We start from the raw sequence: 14,955 nt of genomic DNA on the forward strand, positions 1-14,955 counted from the left end.
GTCGGTCAGCTTTCTTCGTCGTGAAAGTAGCCATCTATATCCCTATGACCTTCCAGAACTGTCACCACTTCGACGATATCGTCTCGATAGCGGAAGAAAATGACGTAGCCCTTCAATACGATGCTGCGTAGACCGGTCCGAAGTTCGGACCTGTCGCGCCCAAGCGTGCCAGGGAGAGATGCAAGGCGGCCGCATTTCTGCGTTATCTGCTTAACGAAGTTCTCCGCAAGCGGGCGGCTGCCCGTGCTCATTGCAATATAGAATGCGATGTCAGCCAGATTCTCGAGCGCCTCGCTGGTGAAGCGCAGTCTGCTCATCAGCGCGACGCTTCGCCGAGATTCAACCGGTCGAGCCGGGCCTTGACCGCGGCTTCGACCTCTTCGGCGCTATGGCTGCCGCCGCGATCGATGGCAGCCTTGATCGTCTGTCGAAGGGACGCCAGTTTGGCCTCCCGTTCCTCCACGAGGCGAAGACCTTCGCGCACAACCTCGCTCGCGGAGCCGTAACGGCCTTCCTCGACCGCCGTCGCGACAAAGTTTTCCCAGCGCTCGCCAAGAGAAACGTTCATGACTTGGCTCCTTGCGTCAGTGCATCATAGCACATGTCAAAAATGGCGCAATTTTTGTTATTAGAGGCAGGCGTCTGGCCTAATACCAGCCGACCGCGACCTGCGCCTCTTCCGACATGCGGTCGGGCGTCCATGGCGGGTCGAACACCATCTTGACCTCGACGCCGGAAACGCCTTCGACGGCGCCGACGGCGTTCTCGACCCAGCCCGGCATCTCGCCGGCCACCGGGCAGCCGGGCGCGGTCAGCGTCATGTCGATCTTGACCGAACGGTCGTCCTCGATGTCGATCTTGTAGACCAGGCCGAGCTCATAGATGTCGGCCGGGATTTCGGGGTCGTAGACGGTCTTCAGCGCCGAGACGATGTCGTCGGTGATGCGCGCCAGCTCGTCGGCGGGAATGGCCGAGGCGGCAGCGGCCGGCGGTGGCGTCTCTTGTTCGGTGATGGCGGCGTCCTGCATGGTGCTTACCCGAAGAATTTCCGTGCTTTTTCCAGCGCCTCGACCAAGGCGTCAACCTCGGCACGCGTGTTGTACATGCCGAAGGATGCCCTGCATGTGGAGGTGACGCCGAAGCGTTTCAACAGCGGCTGTGCGCAATGGGTGCCGGCGCGGACGGCAACGCCCTGCCGATCAATCACCATCGACACGTCATGGGCGTGGATGCCCTTGAGTTCGAAGGAGATGATGGCGCCCTTGTCAGGCGCGTCGCCGAAGATGCGCAGCGAGTTGATCGAGCGCAGCCGCTCATGCGCGTAGGCCTTCAGCTCGGCCTCATGCGCGGCGATGCGCTCGCGCCCGACCTTTTCCATATATTCGAGCGCCGCACCCAGCCCGATCGCCTGCACGATCGGCGGTGTGCCGGCCTCGAAGCGATGCGGCGGATCGTTGTAGGTGACGATGTCCTCGGTCACCTCCTCGATCATCTCGCCGCCGCCCATGAAGGGGCGCATGGCTTCTAGCCGCTCCTTCTTGCCGTAGAGCACGCCGATGCCGGAGGGGCCGTAGACCTTGTGGCCGGTGAAGACGAAGAAATCGCAATCCAGATCAGCCACGTCGATCGGCATGTGCACGGCGCTCTGGCTGCCGTCGACCAGCACCGGAATGCCGCGCTCATGCGCGATGCGGCAGATTTCCTTGATCGGCGTCACGGTGCCCAGCGCGTTCGACATCTGGGTGATGGCGACCAGCTTGGTGCGCGGGGTCAGGCTCTTCTCGAAATCCTCGATGTGGAAGGCGCCGAGATCATCGACCGGCACCCAGACCAGCTTCGCGCCCTGGCGCTCGCGGATGAAATGCCACGGCACGATGTTGGAATGGTGCTCCATGATGGAAAGCACGATCTCGTCGCCCTCGCCGATGTTCGGCATGCCGAAGCCGTAAGCGACCGTGTTGATCGCCGCCGTGGTGTTCGAGGTGAAGACGATGTTGTCGGTGCTCGGCGCGTTGAGGAAGCGCCGCACGGTTTCGCGTGCCTTTTCATAGGCATCGGTGGCGGCATTCGACAGGAAATGCAGGCCGCGATGCACGTTGGCGTATTCGTTGCGGTAGGCATGGTCGATGGCCTCGATCACGGCCAAAGGCTTCTGCGCCGACGCGCCGTTGTCGAGATAGACCAGCGGCTTGCCGTAGACCTCGCGCGACAGAATCGGGAAGTCGCGGCGGATCGCCTCGACATCATAGGGAGCCGTAGTGTTCAGCACGTGGTCCATTTCCTGCCCGTTCGAAGTGAACAGTGAGTAGTGGTCAGTCAGTAGTGTGAGTGCGGCTCTATGATTTCCGCCTCTACTCGCTACTCCCTATTCGCTACTCACTAGCCATGCGTCGCGAACCACTCGTCGAGCCTGCTTTCCAGCGCCTCGACGATTTGTTCGTCGTCCAGTTCCTCGATGACCTCGGCGACGAAGGCCTTGACCAGAAGGCCACGCGCCGTCTTCTCGTCGATGCCGCGCGCCATCAGGTAGAACAGATGGCCGTGGTCGATCTCGGTGACGGTGGCGCCGTGGCCGCACTGCACGTCGTCGGCGAAGATTTCGAGCTCCGGCTTGGTCGAAAACTCGCCGTCGTCTGACAACAGAAGCGTGTTGCAGGCCATCTTGGCGTCGGTCTTCTGGGCGTATTGATGCACGTTGATGCGGCCCTGGAAGACGCCGCGCGCCTTGCCGGTGACCACGTTGCGGATCACTTCCGTCGAGGTGGTGTGCGGCACGGAGTGGTCGAGCACCATGGTGACGTCGGTGTGCGTGTCGCCGGCCAGGAGGTTGACGCCGCGCAATTGGAAGTCGGCGCCTTCGCCCTTGGTCGCCACGACGATTTCCTGGCGCACCAGCTTGCCGCCGGCATTCATGATGAACAGGGTCAGCTTGGCGTCCTTGCCGATCCAGGCCTTGAACTGGGCAAGATGCGAAGCCGTCTCGGGCTGCTCCTGCACGATCAGCCAGGTGACGTCAGCCCCGTCGTCCAGCGTCAACTGGCTGACGGACGAAGTGAGCGTGGCGCCCTCGCCGGCCTGCCGCTCGAGGATGACGGCCTTGGCGCCCTTGCCGACGCGCGCGGCCAGGCGCACATGGCTCTGGCCTCCGGCCTGCAGGTTCTGCAGCTCGATCGGCTTTTCCAGTTCGACACCGTCGGCGACGTCGACCAGCACACCGTCGGCAACGAAGGCGACGTTCAAGGCGCCGATAGCGTCATCGCTGCCATAAAGATCGAGCGCCGGCGCGAAGCTGCCGTCGGTCAGCTTGTCGGACAGGCGCGCGAAGGAAACGCCTTCGACTGCCGGGAACTTGGCGGCGGAGGCGCCATTCAGCACCGAGACCACCGCCGAACCTTCGACGACCGGCGCGAGCGCCTTGGCCTTGGCCGCCGGATCGAAGCCCGGCACCACGGTGAGCAAGGTGCGCAGATTGGTGTAGTGCCAGCTTTCGATGCGCTTGGTGGGCAGGCCGCCCTTCAGCGCCTCGACGGCGTTGTCGCGGCGAACCATCACGTCGCCGTCGCCCGGCAGCAGCGACTGCCGCTCGCCAAAGGCCTCGATCAGCGCCATCTCGGCCTGGGTCAGCTGCGGTTGAGCATGTACATTCATGACAGCCCCCTCACGCGGCCTCGCCGATCACGCCGGCGTAACCATTGGCTTCGAGGTCGAGCGCCAGCGACTTGTCGCCGGACTTGATGACCTGGCCCTTGTAGAGCACGTGCACGCTGTCGGGCACGATGTGCTCCAGCAGCCGCTGGTAGTGGGTGATGACGATGATGGCGCGGTCGGGCGAACGCAAAGCGTTGACGCCGTCGGAGACGATCTTCAGCGCGTCGATGTCGAGGCCGGAATCGGTCTCGTCGAGCACGCACAGCTTCGGCGCGAGCAGCTTCATCTGCAGGATTTCGGCGCGCTTCTTCTCGCCGCCGGAGAAACCGACATTGAGCGGACGCTTCAGCATGGAGATGTCCATGCTGAGCGAGGCGGCGGCCTCCTTCACCAGCTTGAGGAATTCCGGAACCTTCAGCGGCTCCTCGCCACGCGCCTTGCGCTGGGCGTTCATGGCCACTTTCAGGAATTCCATCGTCGCCACGCCCGGTATCTCCATCGGATACTGGAAAGCGAGGAAGATGCCGGCGGCGGCGCGTTCGGCCGGGTCCATCTCCAGGATGGATTCGCCGTTGTAGAGGATGTCGCCCTCGGTGACTTCATAGTCCTCGCGGCCGGCGAGGATATAGGACAGCGTCGACTTGCCCGAGCCGTTCGGGCCCATGATGGCGGCGACTTCGCCCTTGTTCACCGTCAGGTTCAGCCCGCGGATGATCTCGGTGCCGTCATCGGCGATGCGGGCATGCAGGTTCTTGATCTCAAGCATCGTTCTTACCTTCAGAAATTCAATTTCTTCACCGCGCTCTATCGCGGTCAGTCACTCTTGAGAGCTCGGACACAAACCTGAAAAACGGTGGCATCACAAACAACCCAAGAAAAAATCCAACAGCACCAATTCCGGCTGCATAACCGCCTAGTGCTTTAAGTTCTGGCCAGCCGCCCATCGCACCAATCAATACCAAGACGGCCCCGCCAATTGCAGCGGTGAGAAACAAGCCCAAAACACCGATCATTGCCCACTGTATTACGTTGGCAATTCGAGGGAGTTTGGGGCTCGCGCTCACTACCCCACGCTCCCCTCCAGGCTGATGCCGATGAGCTTCTGCGCCTCGACGGCGAACTCCATCGGCAGTTCCTGGATGACATCCTTGACGAAGCCGTTGACGATGAGCGCGATGGCCTCTTCTTCGGGGATGCCGCGCTGCATGACGTAGAACTTCTGATCCTCGGAAATCTTCGAGGTGGTCGCCTCGTGTTCGAACTTGGCGGTCGAGTTCTTGGCTTCCATGTAGGGCACCGTGTGAGCGCCGCACTGGTCGCCGATCAGCAACGAGTCGCAGTTGGTGAAGTTGCGCGCGTTGGTCGCCTTGCGGTGGGCCGAGACCTGGCCGCGATAGGTGTTCTGCGAGAACCCCGCCGCGATGCCCTTGGAGATGATCCGGCTCTTGGTGTTCTTGCCGAGATGGATCATCTTGGTGCCGCTATCGATCTGCTGATAGCCGTTCGACACAGCGATCGAATAGAAATTGCCCTGGCTCTCGTCGCCGCGCAGGATGCAGGACGGGTATTTCCAGGTGATGGCCGATCCGGTCTCGACCTGCGTCCACGAAATCTTCGAACGGTGGCCGCGGCAGTCGCCACGCTTGGTGACGAAGTTGTAGATGCCGCCCTTGCCTTCGGCGTCGCCCGGATACCAGTTCTGCACGGTCGAATATTTGATTTCGGCATCGTCGAGCGCAACCAGCTCGACCACGGCGGCGTGAAGCTGGTTCTCGTCGCGCTGGGGTGCGGTGCAGCCCTCGAGATAGGAGACGTAAGCCCCCTCCTCGGCGATGATCAGCGTGCGCTCGAACTGGCCGGTGTTCTTCTCGTTGATGCGGAAATAGGTGGAAAGCTCCATCGGACAGCGCACGCCCTTCGGCACGAAGACGAAGGAGCCGTCGGTGAACACGGCCGAGTTCAGCGTCGCGTAGAAATTGTCCGAGGTCGGCACGACCGAGCCCAGATATTTCTTCACCAGCTCCGGATGTTCGCGGATGGCTTCCGAGATCGAGCAGAAGATGACGCCGGCCTTGGCCAGCTCATCCTTGAAGGTGGTGACGACCGAAACGGAGTCAAACACGGCGTCGACCGCGACGCGGCCGGACTTGTAGACATTGTCGCTCGCTTCGCCGTCCAGCTCTTCACCATCCAGCCCGTCGACCGGTGCCTTTTCCTTCTGCACGCCGGCCAGAATCTCCTGCTCCCTCAACGGGATGCCGAGCTTTTCATAGACCTTGAGCAGTTCCGGATCGACCTCGTCCAGCGACTTCGGGCCGGACTGGTTCTTCGGTGCCGCGTAATAATGAAGGTCCTGGAAATCGATCTTCGGATATTCGACACGCGCCCAGGTCGGCTCTTCCAGCGTCAGCCAGCGGCGATACGCTTCCAGGCGCCATTCCAGCATCCATGCCGGCTCGTTCTTCTTGTCGGAGATGAAACGGATGATGTCTTCCGAAAGGCCCTTGGGTGCCTTGTCGGTCTCGATCTGGGTCTCGAATCCATACTTGTATTGGTCGACGTCGATCTTTCGGACTCGATCGATCGTCTCCTGCACGGCAGGCATAAGCGTTCTCCATCCATGCCGAGGTCAAGGCCCGGCCGTTTTCAAACTATGGCACCGCCGACCCAAAGGGCCGTGCTGGCGGCGTAAGTTCCATATAGTGCGCTCCAGCCAGGAAATCACCCGGCCAATGCGGAACACACGGCTCTACCAGGCCGAAGCCTGAACTTTTCGCCGCCTTCAGGCGGCTTTTTCGCGTCCGGTCCGGCGCGCGGCGATGCCGGCGAGCACGGAACGAAAGCGTTCGATATCCTCGGCCGTGGTCGACGCGCCGATCGAGACGCGCAGCGCGCCCTCGCTCTCGCCGCGGCCCATGGCCTTCAGCACGTGGCTGGCCCCGACCTTGCCGGACGAACAGGCGGACCCGGCCGAAAGTGCTACGCCCGCAAGATCGAAAGCGATCTGCGCCGTCTCTGCCTTGACGCCCGCAATAGCGAAGAATGTCGTGTTGGCAAGGCGCGGCGCGCGCTTTCCGAAGATTTCGACGTCCGGCACCAGTTCCTTCACGATCGCCTCGATGGCGTCGCGCCGCTGACCGACCGCATCGATGGTGGCGAGACCGGCAAGTGCTGATCGCGCGGCCGCGCCGAAACCAGCGATACCCGGCAGGTTTTCCGTGCCGCCGCGATGGCCCTTCTCCTGGCCGCCGCCCGCAACCAGCGGCTTCGGCATCATCAGGTCGGAGGCGGCGACGATCGCGCCGACGCCTTTCGGGCCACCGATCTTGTGCGAGGAGAGAATCACATAATCCGCATAAGGCACTGACATATCGAGCGGAATGCGCCCTGCGGCCTGCACCGCGTCGACCACAAGCACACCGCCGGCGGCTTTGACGATTGCCGCAATTTCGGCAATTGGCTGGATGACGCCGGTCTCGTTGTTGGCGCCATGGATCGCCACCAGCGGCAGGCCCTCGGCCTTGTCGTGGCCGGCAAGTGCTGCCGCCAGCGCATCGAGATCGACGAGGCCGTCGGCGTCGACGGCAATGCGGGTGATCCTGTCCGGCGCGAAACGGCCGCCGTTCAGCAGGCAGGGATGGTCCGCCTCCGACACATAAAGCCGTGCCATGCGCAGCGCGGCGCGGCCCATGCGCCAGTCCGGCGTCAGCAGCGTGGCGGCGGCTTCCGTGGCACCAGAGGTGAAAACGACGTGTTCGGGCTTGGCGTTGACGAGAGCGGCGACGTCGCGCCGCGCGTCCTCGACCAGCCGCCGCGCGGCACGCCCCTCGGCATGGACCGAGGACGGGTTGGCGGCATCCAGCGCCGCGACCATAGCCTCACGCGCCGCGGCAAGCAGCGGCGCGCTGGCATTGTGGTCGAGATAGGCGCGATCGGCAGCCATTTTTGCCCGATTGTTTCCCTTCAAAACCCGCCCGTTGGGGCGAAAGCGTTATTTCCTTGAAATTCCAAGGCCAGCCGTCCTATTACCCGGCTTGCGGCGGCGATGGCAGGGTCTTACATCCCTGTCATCCAGTTTTGAACAGTTCTAAACTAGCTTCTAGGTAGACGCTCGCTCAGCGTCAAGGCCAGATTACGGGGCCAGAGTGGGGATTGTTCGGACGACGCCAGTAGTGCGTATTTCAGGAGTCATCTATGCCAGAGGTCATTTTCACCGGTCCGGCCGGCCGCCTTGAGGGTCGCTATCAGCCTTCGAAGGAAAAGAGCGCGCCGATTGCCATCATTCTGCACCCGCACCCGCAGTTCGGCGGCACGATGAACAACAAGATCGTCTACGACCTCTTTTACATGTTCCAGAAGCGCAACTTCACCACGCTGCGCTTCAACTTCCGCGGCATCGGCCGCAGCCAGGGCGAATTCGACCACGGCACGGGCGAGCTTTCCGACGCCGCCGCGGCACTCGACTGGGTGCAGTCGCTGCATCCCGATTCCAAAAACTGCTGGGTGGCCGGCTATTCCTTCGGCTCGTGGATCGGCATGCAATTGTTGATGCGCCGTCCGGAAATCGAGGGTTTCATCTCGGTGGCGCCGCAGCCCAACACCTATGACTTCTCGTTCCTGGCGCCCTGCCCATCGTCCGGGCTGATCATCCATGGCGACGCCGACAAGGTGGCGCCGGCCAAGGACGTGCAGGGGCTGGTGGACAAGCTGCATACGCAGAAGGGCATCACCATCACCCAGAAGACGCTCCCCGGCGCCAACCACTTCTTCTCCAACGACGCCGAGCTGCTGATCGAGGAATGCGCCGACTATCTCGACCGGCGCCTCGCCGGCGAACTGGCCGACCCGCGCCCGAAGCGACTGCGCTAGGTTTTTCTCCCAGCCAGTCCCGGCAACGAGACTGACCATGAACATCAGACGCTATACCGAGCGCGACAGTGCGCGCCTGGTCGACATCTGGCTCGCCGCGGTGCGGGCCACGCATCACTTCCTGATCGAGGACGACATCCAGTTCTTCCTGCCGCGGCTGCGCGACCTGCACATTCCGGCGCTGGAGGTGCATGTCGCCGAAGACGACAACGGCCGCGTGCTGGGGTTTGCCGGGCTGGACGGCGCCAATCTGGAAATGCTGTTCATCGATCCCGAACAGCATGGACGCGGCGTCGGCCGGTTGCTGGTCGACCACGCTGTGGGGCTGAAGGGCCCGCTCAACGTCGACGTCAACGAACAGAACCCCGGCGCGCTGGCCTTCTATCTGAAATGCGGCTTCGTCCAGGTCGGGCGCTCCGAACTCGATGGTTCAGGAAAACCCTTTCCATTGCTCCACTTGCGGCAAATCGCCTGAAACCATGGCATGGCCGCCGGCAAGTCCATTGCCGGCCGCCTGCATCGGCGTCAAAATAAGGCACCTCACGAGGTGTCGCCATGTACCAGCCGCCGCATTTCATCGAAACCCGCACCGAAGTGCTTCACGCGCTGATGCGCGCCCATCCGCTCGGGCTGCTGGTCTCCAACGGTACGGACGGGCCGGCGGCCGATCTCATCCCCTTCCTGCTCGACGCGGAAGTCGGCGCCAATGGCAGGCTGCGCGCCCATATGGCCCGGGCCAACCCGCACTGGCGGCTGATCGCCGACAACCCGCAAGCAAAGGTGCTGGTCGTCTTCCAGGGCAGCGACGCCTATGTCACCCCATCCTGGTACGAGACCAAGCGCGAGACCGGCAAGGTGGTGCCGACCTGGAACTACGCCATCGTCCAGGTGGGCGGCGCGGCGCGCATCATCGAGGACGGCGCCTGGGTGGCCACGCAGATCGGCGACCTGACGAGACAGCAGGAGAATGGGCGGCAGGAGGCCTGGGCGGTCACCGACGCCCCGCCGGCATTCATCCAGGCGCAGATCAAGGGCATTGTCGGGCTGGAGATCGACATCCAGACCATCCACGGCAAGTGGAAGGTGAGCCAGAACCGTCCGGTCGCCGACCGTGCCGGCGTGGCCGACGGCCTCGATCGCGAGACGGACCCGGAGCAATCGGGGGATATGGCAAGCCTGGTGCGGCGCTACGGCGGCGTGGAACAGGGCTAGGCTAGCGCCGTTTTCCGGCGCGATCCCCAGACGGTCCGCTTGAGCACCGGCAGGCCCGCCGGCATGGTGCGGAACAGAAAGCCCAGCCGCGCGAATACCAGGCCCGTCGCCACGGCGAGGCCGAAACCCATGCCGAAACCGACGATGGTGTCGCTCGGATAATGCGCGCCGACGACGACGCGCGTGGCGGTGATCGCCATGCACAGGGCCAAAATCGGATATTTGGCGCGCGGGAACAACAGCACCAGCACGCCGGCCACCGAACCCATGGTGGTGGCATGGCCGGACGGGAAAGACGCATAGACGGCGTTGACCGCGCCTGGATGGAACGAAAACGCCCCTTCCTGGGCAAACAATTTCGGGCGAGCGCGGCCGAAGACGATCTTCAGCACGATGTTGAGCAAGCCCGGCAGGCCGACGCCGACGAGCACGAACATGGCGATGCAGGTGCGGTTATAGACCGCCATCAGCTTCTCACGGCGCAGGCTTGCCCAGTCGATCTGGTTGGCGACCAGCAGCCAGCCCGCCGCCGGCCACAGATACCATTGCCCGAGGCCGAGCTGGGTGAGGATTTCACCCGAGGCGCCGAAGATCTCGTGCCAGTTCCGCACCGAGGCCTGATCGAGGAAGGCGGCTGCGAAGGCGGCGAGAAGCGCTATGCCCGCCGCCCACGGCCACCAGGAGATGTGGCCATACAGCGCCGGCCGCACGCGGAAGCGGCGGCCGATGATGGCGAAGGTGGCGCTGGAATTCTGGCGGCTGCGCGCCAGCATCCGCGGCAACAGCGACCGGTGCGGATCGCCAGCGTCATTCATGATCGAGGCCCTTTGCCCGGCCCCGCTGACCGGCGGAGCCAAAATATGTGAAGCGTGACGCTATCATGACCGATCATCAAGGCCTGGCGGACGGACGATCAAGGTTTGGCGACGCGATAGAGCGCCAGGGCCAGCTTGTCGCCGGACGAATAGTTGGTTCCGTCGATCTCGGCGACACGCGCCGCCGTCTTGCCTGACGTGGCCAGCGCCGCCTGCAAGGCAGCGTCGTCCGCGACCGACACGAGAGCCAGCGCGCAGGCGGGATCGGCGGCGAGATGGGCAGCCGCGCCCGCCGTATCGGTGAGCAAAGTCTTGGTGCCGGCCATGAAGACGAGGCTGGGCTCGTGATAAGCCGATGAAGCCAGTACCGAGGTCGGACATGGGAGGCTCTGGTTGATCGCGGCGACGATGCGCGGCGTCAGCCAGATCGGCGTCAGCGCCGGCACGATCAGGCCGATCAGCACGGCATAGGTGGCACCGGCCGCGACGGCGGCCGCGCCGATGCGCTTCAGCGGCATTTGCTGGTTACGCGGGAAAGCGAGATAGCCGGCGGCAAGGGCGAAGGCAGCGGCCGGAACGCTCCAGGGGTTAAACGTGCCGGTGAGGTAAAGCGGCGCGCCGACGGCAACTGCCGCCAACCCCAGCGTGACGACGACCAGACCGAAGGCGGTCGCCCAATACATCCAGTTCTGCCAGCGTTTCAACGGTTCCGCGCTCTGCTGCGGCGTCAGCGTCAACAGCCAGCCGACCAGCAGCGCCAGGCCCGGATAGGCCGGCAGCACGTAATGCGGCAGCTTGGTCGGCACCAGTTCCAGCAAGAGCCAGTATGGCAGATACCAGGCCAGGCAGAAGGCCAGGCGCGGGTCGCCGCGCGTATGGTTGAGCGCCCTCAGCCCGGCCGCGACCGCCAGCAGGCCGAACGGCCACATGAACAGCGAATAGGTCAGCGAATAATAGCCCGGCGGCATGCCGTGCGATTCCTGGCCCTCGGCGACCTTGCCGACGAGATCCTTGCCGACGGCCTCCTGCCAGAAGGCGCCGCCGCTTTTCCAGGTGATGGCGGCGAGCCAGGGCAGCACGATCAGCGCCAGCAGCAAAAGGCCGCGTCCGGCCTTCAGCCTTGCCAGCCAGCGCCAGTCGCGCTGGAAGGCGATGAGGGTGAGGATGGTGACGATCGACAATAGCGGAGTGATCGGCCCCTTGATCAGGATGCCGATGCCTTGTGCTGCCCAGAATAGCCAAGGTAGATAGCCGGGCGAAGCTTCATTGCGACGGGAAGCGACGTAAATCTGCGCCAGCGCGCCCTGCGCGACCACGCAACAGGCAAGCAGCACGGCATCCGTCTTGGCGATGCGCCCCTCGAAGGCGGTGGCGAAGATGGCTGCGACGACAAGGCCGGCGGCAACGCCGGCATTGGGACCGAACAGATTGGCGCCGGTCCAGGCGACAGCCACGACCGCGACGGCGATGCCCAGCGCCGAGATCAGGCGATAGACCCAGATAGGTGCGGCGGCGCCATCGCCGCTCAGCGCCACGGCCGCCGACTGCAGCCAGTAGATGCCGACCGGTTTCTTGTAGCGGGACGCATCCTGGAAGCGGATGTCGACATAGTCGCCGCTCTCGGCCATCTGCTTGGTGGCCTGGACGAAACGCGCCTCGTCGCGGTCGACCACCGGCAGGCTGGCCAGGCCCGACGCCGAAAGCACCAGGCTGAACAGGAACAGGAAGAGATATCTGCGGGTCATCTCCACGCGTCCGGCCCCCTTCCCCTCGATGCGATCCGCCGAAGACGCGCTGGCCATCCGGTCAGTCGACCTTGCTCATCGCCGCCTTGCGCTCATTGGCAATCAGCCAAAGATTGCGGACGTAGATGAACAGGCCGAGCCCCTGGCCGGCGATGAAGACCGGGTCGCGACGCTGGATGGCATAGACCAGGAGCAGCCCGCCGCCGCCGAGCGAGAAGAACCAGAAGGCGATCGGCACCACGGAACGCTTGGCGCGTTCGGAAGCCACCCATTGCACGACGAAGCGCATGGTGAAGAAGAACTGGGCGATGAAGCCCAAAAGCACCCAGCCGTCGAATTGCTGCACGAAGACCTCGTGCAGCCATGTAACCAAGCCCTGCAACACGCTATCCATGGGTCACTTCCCTTGCCTTTGGCATTCGCCGGCGCCGGCGCCGCAGCCACCATACCCCGACGAGATCGGCGGTCCCCTGCAGGCCGCGGTCGAAGATGCCGTAATTGGACTTGCCGTGGCGGCGCGAGCGGTCGACGACGTCGCAATGGACCACGCCATAACCTTCCTGGATGATCAGCGCTGGAACGAAGCGGTGGGTGCCGTCGAAGAACGGAATCTTGCGGAATACCTCGGTGCGCACGGCCTTCAGCCCGCAGCCGGTGTCGCGGGTCTCGTCGTGCAGGATGGCGTTGCGCAGCCAGTTGGCGAAGCGCGAGGCGAGCTGCTTGGCCTTGCTGTCGCGCCGCTTCAGGCGCTGGCCCTGTGCCGCGGCCACATCGGGGCCGGCATTGCGCAAGGCATCGACCAGGACCGGGATGTATTGCGGGTCGTTCTGGCCGTCACCGTCGATGGTGGCGACGATGTCGCCGCGCGCGGCCCAAATGCCGGACCGCACGGCAAGGCTCTGCCCGGACGATTTGTCGTGGCGGATGTGACGGACGGGAAAGGGCTGCGTGGATGCCTGGGCGGCGAGCACGGCAGCCGTGTCGTCGGTCGAACCGTCATCGACGATGATGATCTCGAAATCGCGCCCACTCATCGCGCTAGCGATCTCGTCGATCAGAAGGGGAAGATTGGCCGCCTCGTTGCGGCCAGGAATGACAATGGAGATCAATGCATCCGCCATGGCTATCAAACTGATCTGAAACGGCAATCTCTTCGAAACTGAAGCAACGCGTGTCGATCCGAAGCAAGCTCTGGAACGGCGGCGCGCCCAAACAGGCGCGCGCTTCCATACGCTGGCACCGTCATCGAAGCAAGCAGAGCCCCTCAATTCAAGAATTCGTGATGTAGGGCATGCCCGCAAATCGGCAAGCGCACCGCGATCCTTGTGATTGCGCCTGTTGAGATGCTAAACGCGCGCATTCGCCTATGCCATGGCCGGTCGCGGCCGACGATCTTTCGGAAAGCACGAAAATGCCCGCCTTCAAGTCCGATTTCCTGCGCGTCCTCGATGAACGCGGTTTCATCCACCAGATATCCGACCCGGAAGGGCTGGACGCACTGGCGTTGAAAGGTCCGATCACCGGCTATGTCGGCTATGACGCCACCGCGACGTCGATCCATATCGGCAATCTGATCTCCGTCACCATGCTGTACTGGCTGCAGGAGACCGGCCACAAGGCGATCAGCCTGATGGGCGGCGGCACCTCCATGGTGGGAGACCCCTCGTTCCGCGACGACCAGCGCAAGCTGCTCACCATCGAGCAGATCGAGACCAACATCGAGAGCATCAAGAAGGTCTATGGCAACATCCTGCGCTATGACGGCTCTAACCCGGCCATCATGGTCAACAATGCCGACTGGCTCCTGAAGCTCAACTATGTCGAGTTCCTGCGCGATGTCGGCCGGCATTTCTCGGTCAACCGCATGCTCACCTTCGACAGCGTCAAATTGAGGCTCGATCGCGAGCAGTCGCTGTCGTTCCTCGAGTTCAACTACATGATCATGCAGGGCTACGACTTCGTCGAGCTCAACAAGCGCTACGGCACGGTGCTGCAGATGGGCGGTTCCGACCAGTGGGGCAACATCATCAACGGCGTCGACCTCAGCCACCGCATGGGCGGCGCCCAGCTTTATGCGCTGACGACGCCGCTGCTCACCAAATCGTCCGGCGAGAAGATGGGCAAGTCGGCGTCCGGCGCCGTCTGGCTCAATGGCGATCTCTTCAGCCCCTATGATTTCTGGCAATATTTCCGCAACACCGAGGACGCCGATGTCGGCAAGTTCCTGAAAATCTTCACCCGGCTGCCGCTAGCCGAAATCGCCAAGCTGGAAGCACTCGGCGGCGCCGAGCTCAACGAGGCGAAGAAGATCCTGGCGACCGAAGTGACCGCCATCGTGCACGGCCGCGCGGCGGCCGACGAAGCTGCCGAGACGGCGCGCAAGACCTTCGAGGAAGGCGCGCTCTCCGACAATCTGCCCTCGATCGATATCGCGCGAGCGGAGCTTGAAGCCGGCATTGGTCTTCTGGCACTGGTGGTGCGGGCCGGCCTCGCCGCCTCCAATGGCGAGGCGCGCCGCCACGTCCAGGGTGGTGCCGTGCGCGTCAACGACCAGCCGGTCAGCGACGAGCGGCGGGCGATCACGCTTCAGGATCTGAGTCCGGAAAACGTCGTAAAGCTTTCGCTCGGCAAGAAAAAACACATCCTGGTCAAGCCGGTCTGATCGC

17 protein-coding genes are annotated in these 14,955 nt (G+C 63.5%); 4 read left to right on the forward strand and 13 right to left on the reverse strand.

What is annotated here, in order from left to right:
- Positions 1 to 5 precede the first annotated feature (5 nt).
- The 9 genes from FZF13_RS26500 to FZF13_RS26540 form a co-directional block, all read right to left on the reverse strand.
- Positions 6 to 317, reverse strand: a complete 312-nt coding sequence (locus FZF13_RS26500; protein ID WP_024923804.1) for a type II toxin-antitoxin system RelE/ParE family toxin — start codon at positions 315 to 317, stop codon at positions 6 to 8.
- Positions 317 to 568 carry a type II toxin-antitoxin system ParD family antitoxin gene (locus FZF13_RS26505; protein WP_024923805.1) on the reverse strand — a complete coding sequence of 84 codons (252 nt, stop codon included), beginning with the start codon at positions 566 to 568 and terminating at the stop codon, positions 317 to 319. The genes FZF13_RS26500 and FZF13_RS26505 overlap by 1 nt, the downstream gene beginning before the upstream one ends.
- 79 nt (positions 569 to 647) lie before the next feature.
- On the reverse strand, positions 648 to 1,028 hold the full coding sequence (locus FZF13_RS26510) for an SUF system Fe-S cluster assembly protein (RefSeq protein ID WP_024923806.1): 381 nt from the start codon (positions 1,026 to 1,028) through the stop codon (positions 648 to 650).
- A 5-nt stretch (positions 1,029 to 1,033) separates the two neighbouring features.
- Entirely contained in the window at positions 1,034 to 2,278 is a 1,245-nt protein-coding gene (locus FZF13_RS26515; RefSeq protein ID WP_024923807.1) for a cysteine desulfurase, read from the reverse strand.
- 101 nt (positions 2,279 to 2,379) lie between these two features.
- Entirely contained in the window at positions 2,380 to 3,648 is a 1,269-nt protein-coding gene (gene sufD / locus FZF13_RS26520) for a Fe-S cluster assembly protein SufD (RefSeq protein WP_024923808.1), read from the reverse strand.
- Positions 3,649 to 3,658: 10 nt separating this feature from the next.
- Entirely contained in the window at positions 3,659 to 4,414 is a 756-nt protein-coding gene (gene sufC / locus FZF13_RS26525) for a Fe-S cluster assembly ATPase SufC (RefSeq protein WP_024923809.1), read from the reverse strand.
- A gap of 28 nt (positions 4,415 to 4,442) precedes the next feature.
- Positions 4,443 to 4,712, reverse strand: coding sequence for a hypothetical protein (locus FZF13_RS26530; protein ID WP_139116498.1), 270 nt, complete (start codon positions 4,710 to 4,712; stop codon positions 4,443 to 4,445).
- Complete coding sequence (gene sufB, locus FZF13_RS26535; RefSeq protein WP_024923810.1) at positions 4,712 to 6,253, reverse strand: Fe-S cluster assembly protein SufB; 1,542 nt, start codon at positions 6,251 to 6,253, stop codon at positions 4,712 to 4,714. The genes FZF13_RS26530 and sufB overlap by 1 nt, the downstream gene beginning before the upstream one ends.
- A gap of 177 nt (positions 6,254 to 6,430) precedes the next feature.
- Positions 6,431 to 7,591 carry a cysteine desulfurase family protein gene (locus FZF13_RS26540; RefSeq protein ID WP_024923811.1) on the reverse strand — a complete coding sequence of 387 codons (1,161 nt, stop codon included), beginning with the start codon at positions 7,589 to 7,591 and terminating at the stop codon, positions 6,431 to 6,433.
- A 251-nt stretch (positions 7,592 to 7,842) separates the two neighbouring features.
- Between FZF13_RS26540 and FZF13_RS26545 the strand changes: the two genes are divergently transcribed.
- From FZF13_RS26545 to FZF13_RS26555, 3 genes are all read left to right on the forward strand, one after another.
- Positions 7,843 to 8,517, forward strand: a complete 675-nt coding sequence (locus FZF13_RS26545) for an alpha/beta hydrolase (protein WP_024923812.1) — start codon at positions 7,843 to 7,845, stop codon at positions 8,515 to 8,517.
- Between the two features lie 37 nt (positions 8,518 to 8,554).
- Entirely contained in the window at positions 8,555 to 8,992 is a 438-nt protein-coding gene (locus tag FZF13_RS26550; protein ID WP_024923813.1) for an acetyltransferase, read from the forward strand.
- A gap of 80 nt (positions 8,993 to 9,072) precedes the next feature.
- The gene (locus FZF13_RS26555) at positions 9,073 to 9,729 is read left to right on the forward strand and encodes an FMN-binding negative transcriptional regulator (protein WP_024923814.1); all 657 of its coding nucleotides are present in this window, start codon (positions 9,073 to 9,075) and stop codon (positions 9,727 to 9,729) included.
- Here the strand turns inward: FZF13_RS26555 and FZF13_RS26560 are convergent.
- The 4 genes from FZF13_RS26560 to FZF13_RS26575 all read right to left on the reverse strand — a co-directional run bounded on the left by FZF13_RS26560 (position 9,726) and on the right by FZF13_RS26575 (position 13,410).
- Positions 9,726 to 10,544, reverse strand: a complete 819-nt coding sequence (locus tag FZF13_RS26560) for a phosphatase PAP2 family protein (protein ID WP_024923815.1) — start codon at positions 10,542 to 10,544, stop codon at positions 9,726 to 9,728. The two genes, FZF13_RS26555 and FZF13_RS26560, sit on opposite strands and share 4 nt — an antisense overlap.
- A gap of 98 nt (positions 10,545 to 10,642) precedes the next feature.
- Positions 10,643 to 12,289, reverse strand: a complete 1,647-nt coding sequence (locus FZF13_RS26565) for an ArnT family glycosyltransferase (RefSeq protein WP_024923816.1) — start codon at positions 12,287 to 12,289, stop codon at positions 10,643 to 10,645.
- Positions 12,290 to 12,350: 61 nt separating this feature from the next.
- The gene (locus FZF13_RS26570; RefSeq protein ID WP_024923817.1) at positions 12,351 to 12,683 is read right to left on the reverse strand and encodes a lipid-A-disaccharide synthase N-terminal domain-containing protein; all 333 of its coding nucleotides are present in this window, start codon (positions 12,681 to 12,683) and stop codon (positions 12,351 to 12,353) included.
- Entirely contained in the window at positions 12,676 to 13,410 is a 735-nt protein-coding gene (locus FZF13_RS26575; protein ID WP_024923818.1) for a glycosyltransferase family 2 protein, read from the reverse strand. The genes FZF13_RS26570 and FZF13_RS26575 overlap by 8 nt, the downstream gene beginning before the upstream one ends.
- A gap of 290 nt (positions 13,411 to 13,700) precedes the next feature.
- On the opposite strand from FZF13_RS26575, the gene tyrS reads away from it, so the two are divergent.
- On the forward strand, positions 13,701 to 14,951 hold the full coding sequence (gene tyrS / locus FZF13_RS26580; RefSeq protein WP_024923819.1) for a tyrosine--tRNA ligase: 1,251 nt from the start codon (positions 13,701 to 13,703) through the stop codon (positions 14,949 to 14,951).
- The last annotated feature ends 4 nt before the right edge of the window (positions 14,952 to 14,955 follow it).

This window comes from Mesorhizobium terrae (assembly GCF_008727715.1).
GTDB classification, from domain to species: domain Bacteria; phylum Pseudomonadota; class Alphaproteobacteria; order Rhizobiales; family Rhizobiaceae; genus Mesorhizobium; species Mesorhizobium terrae.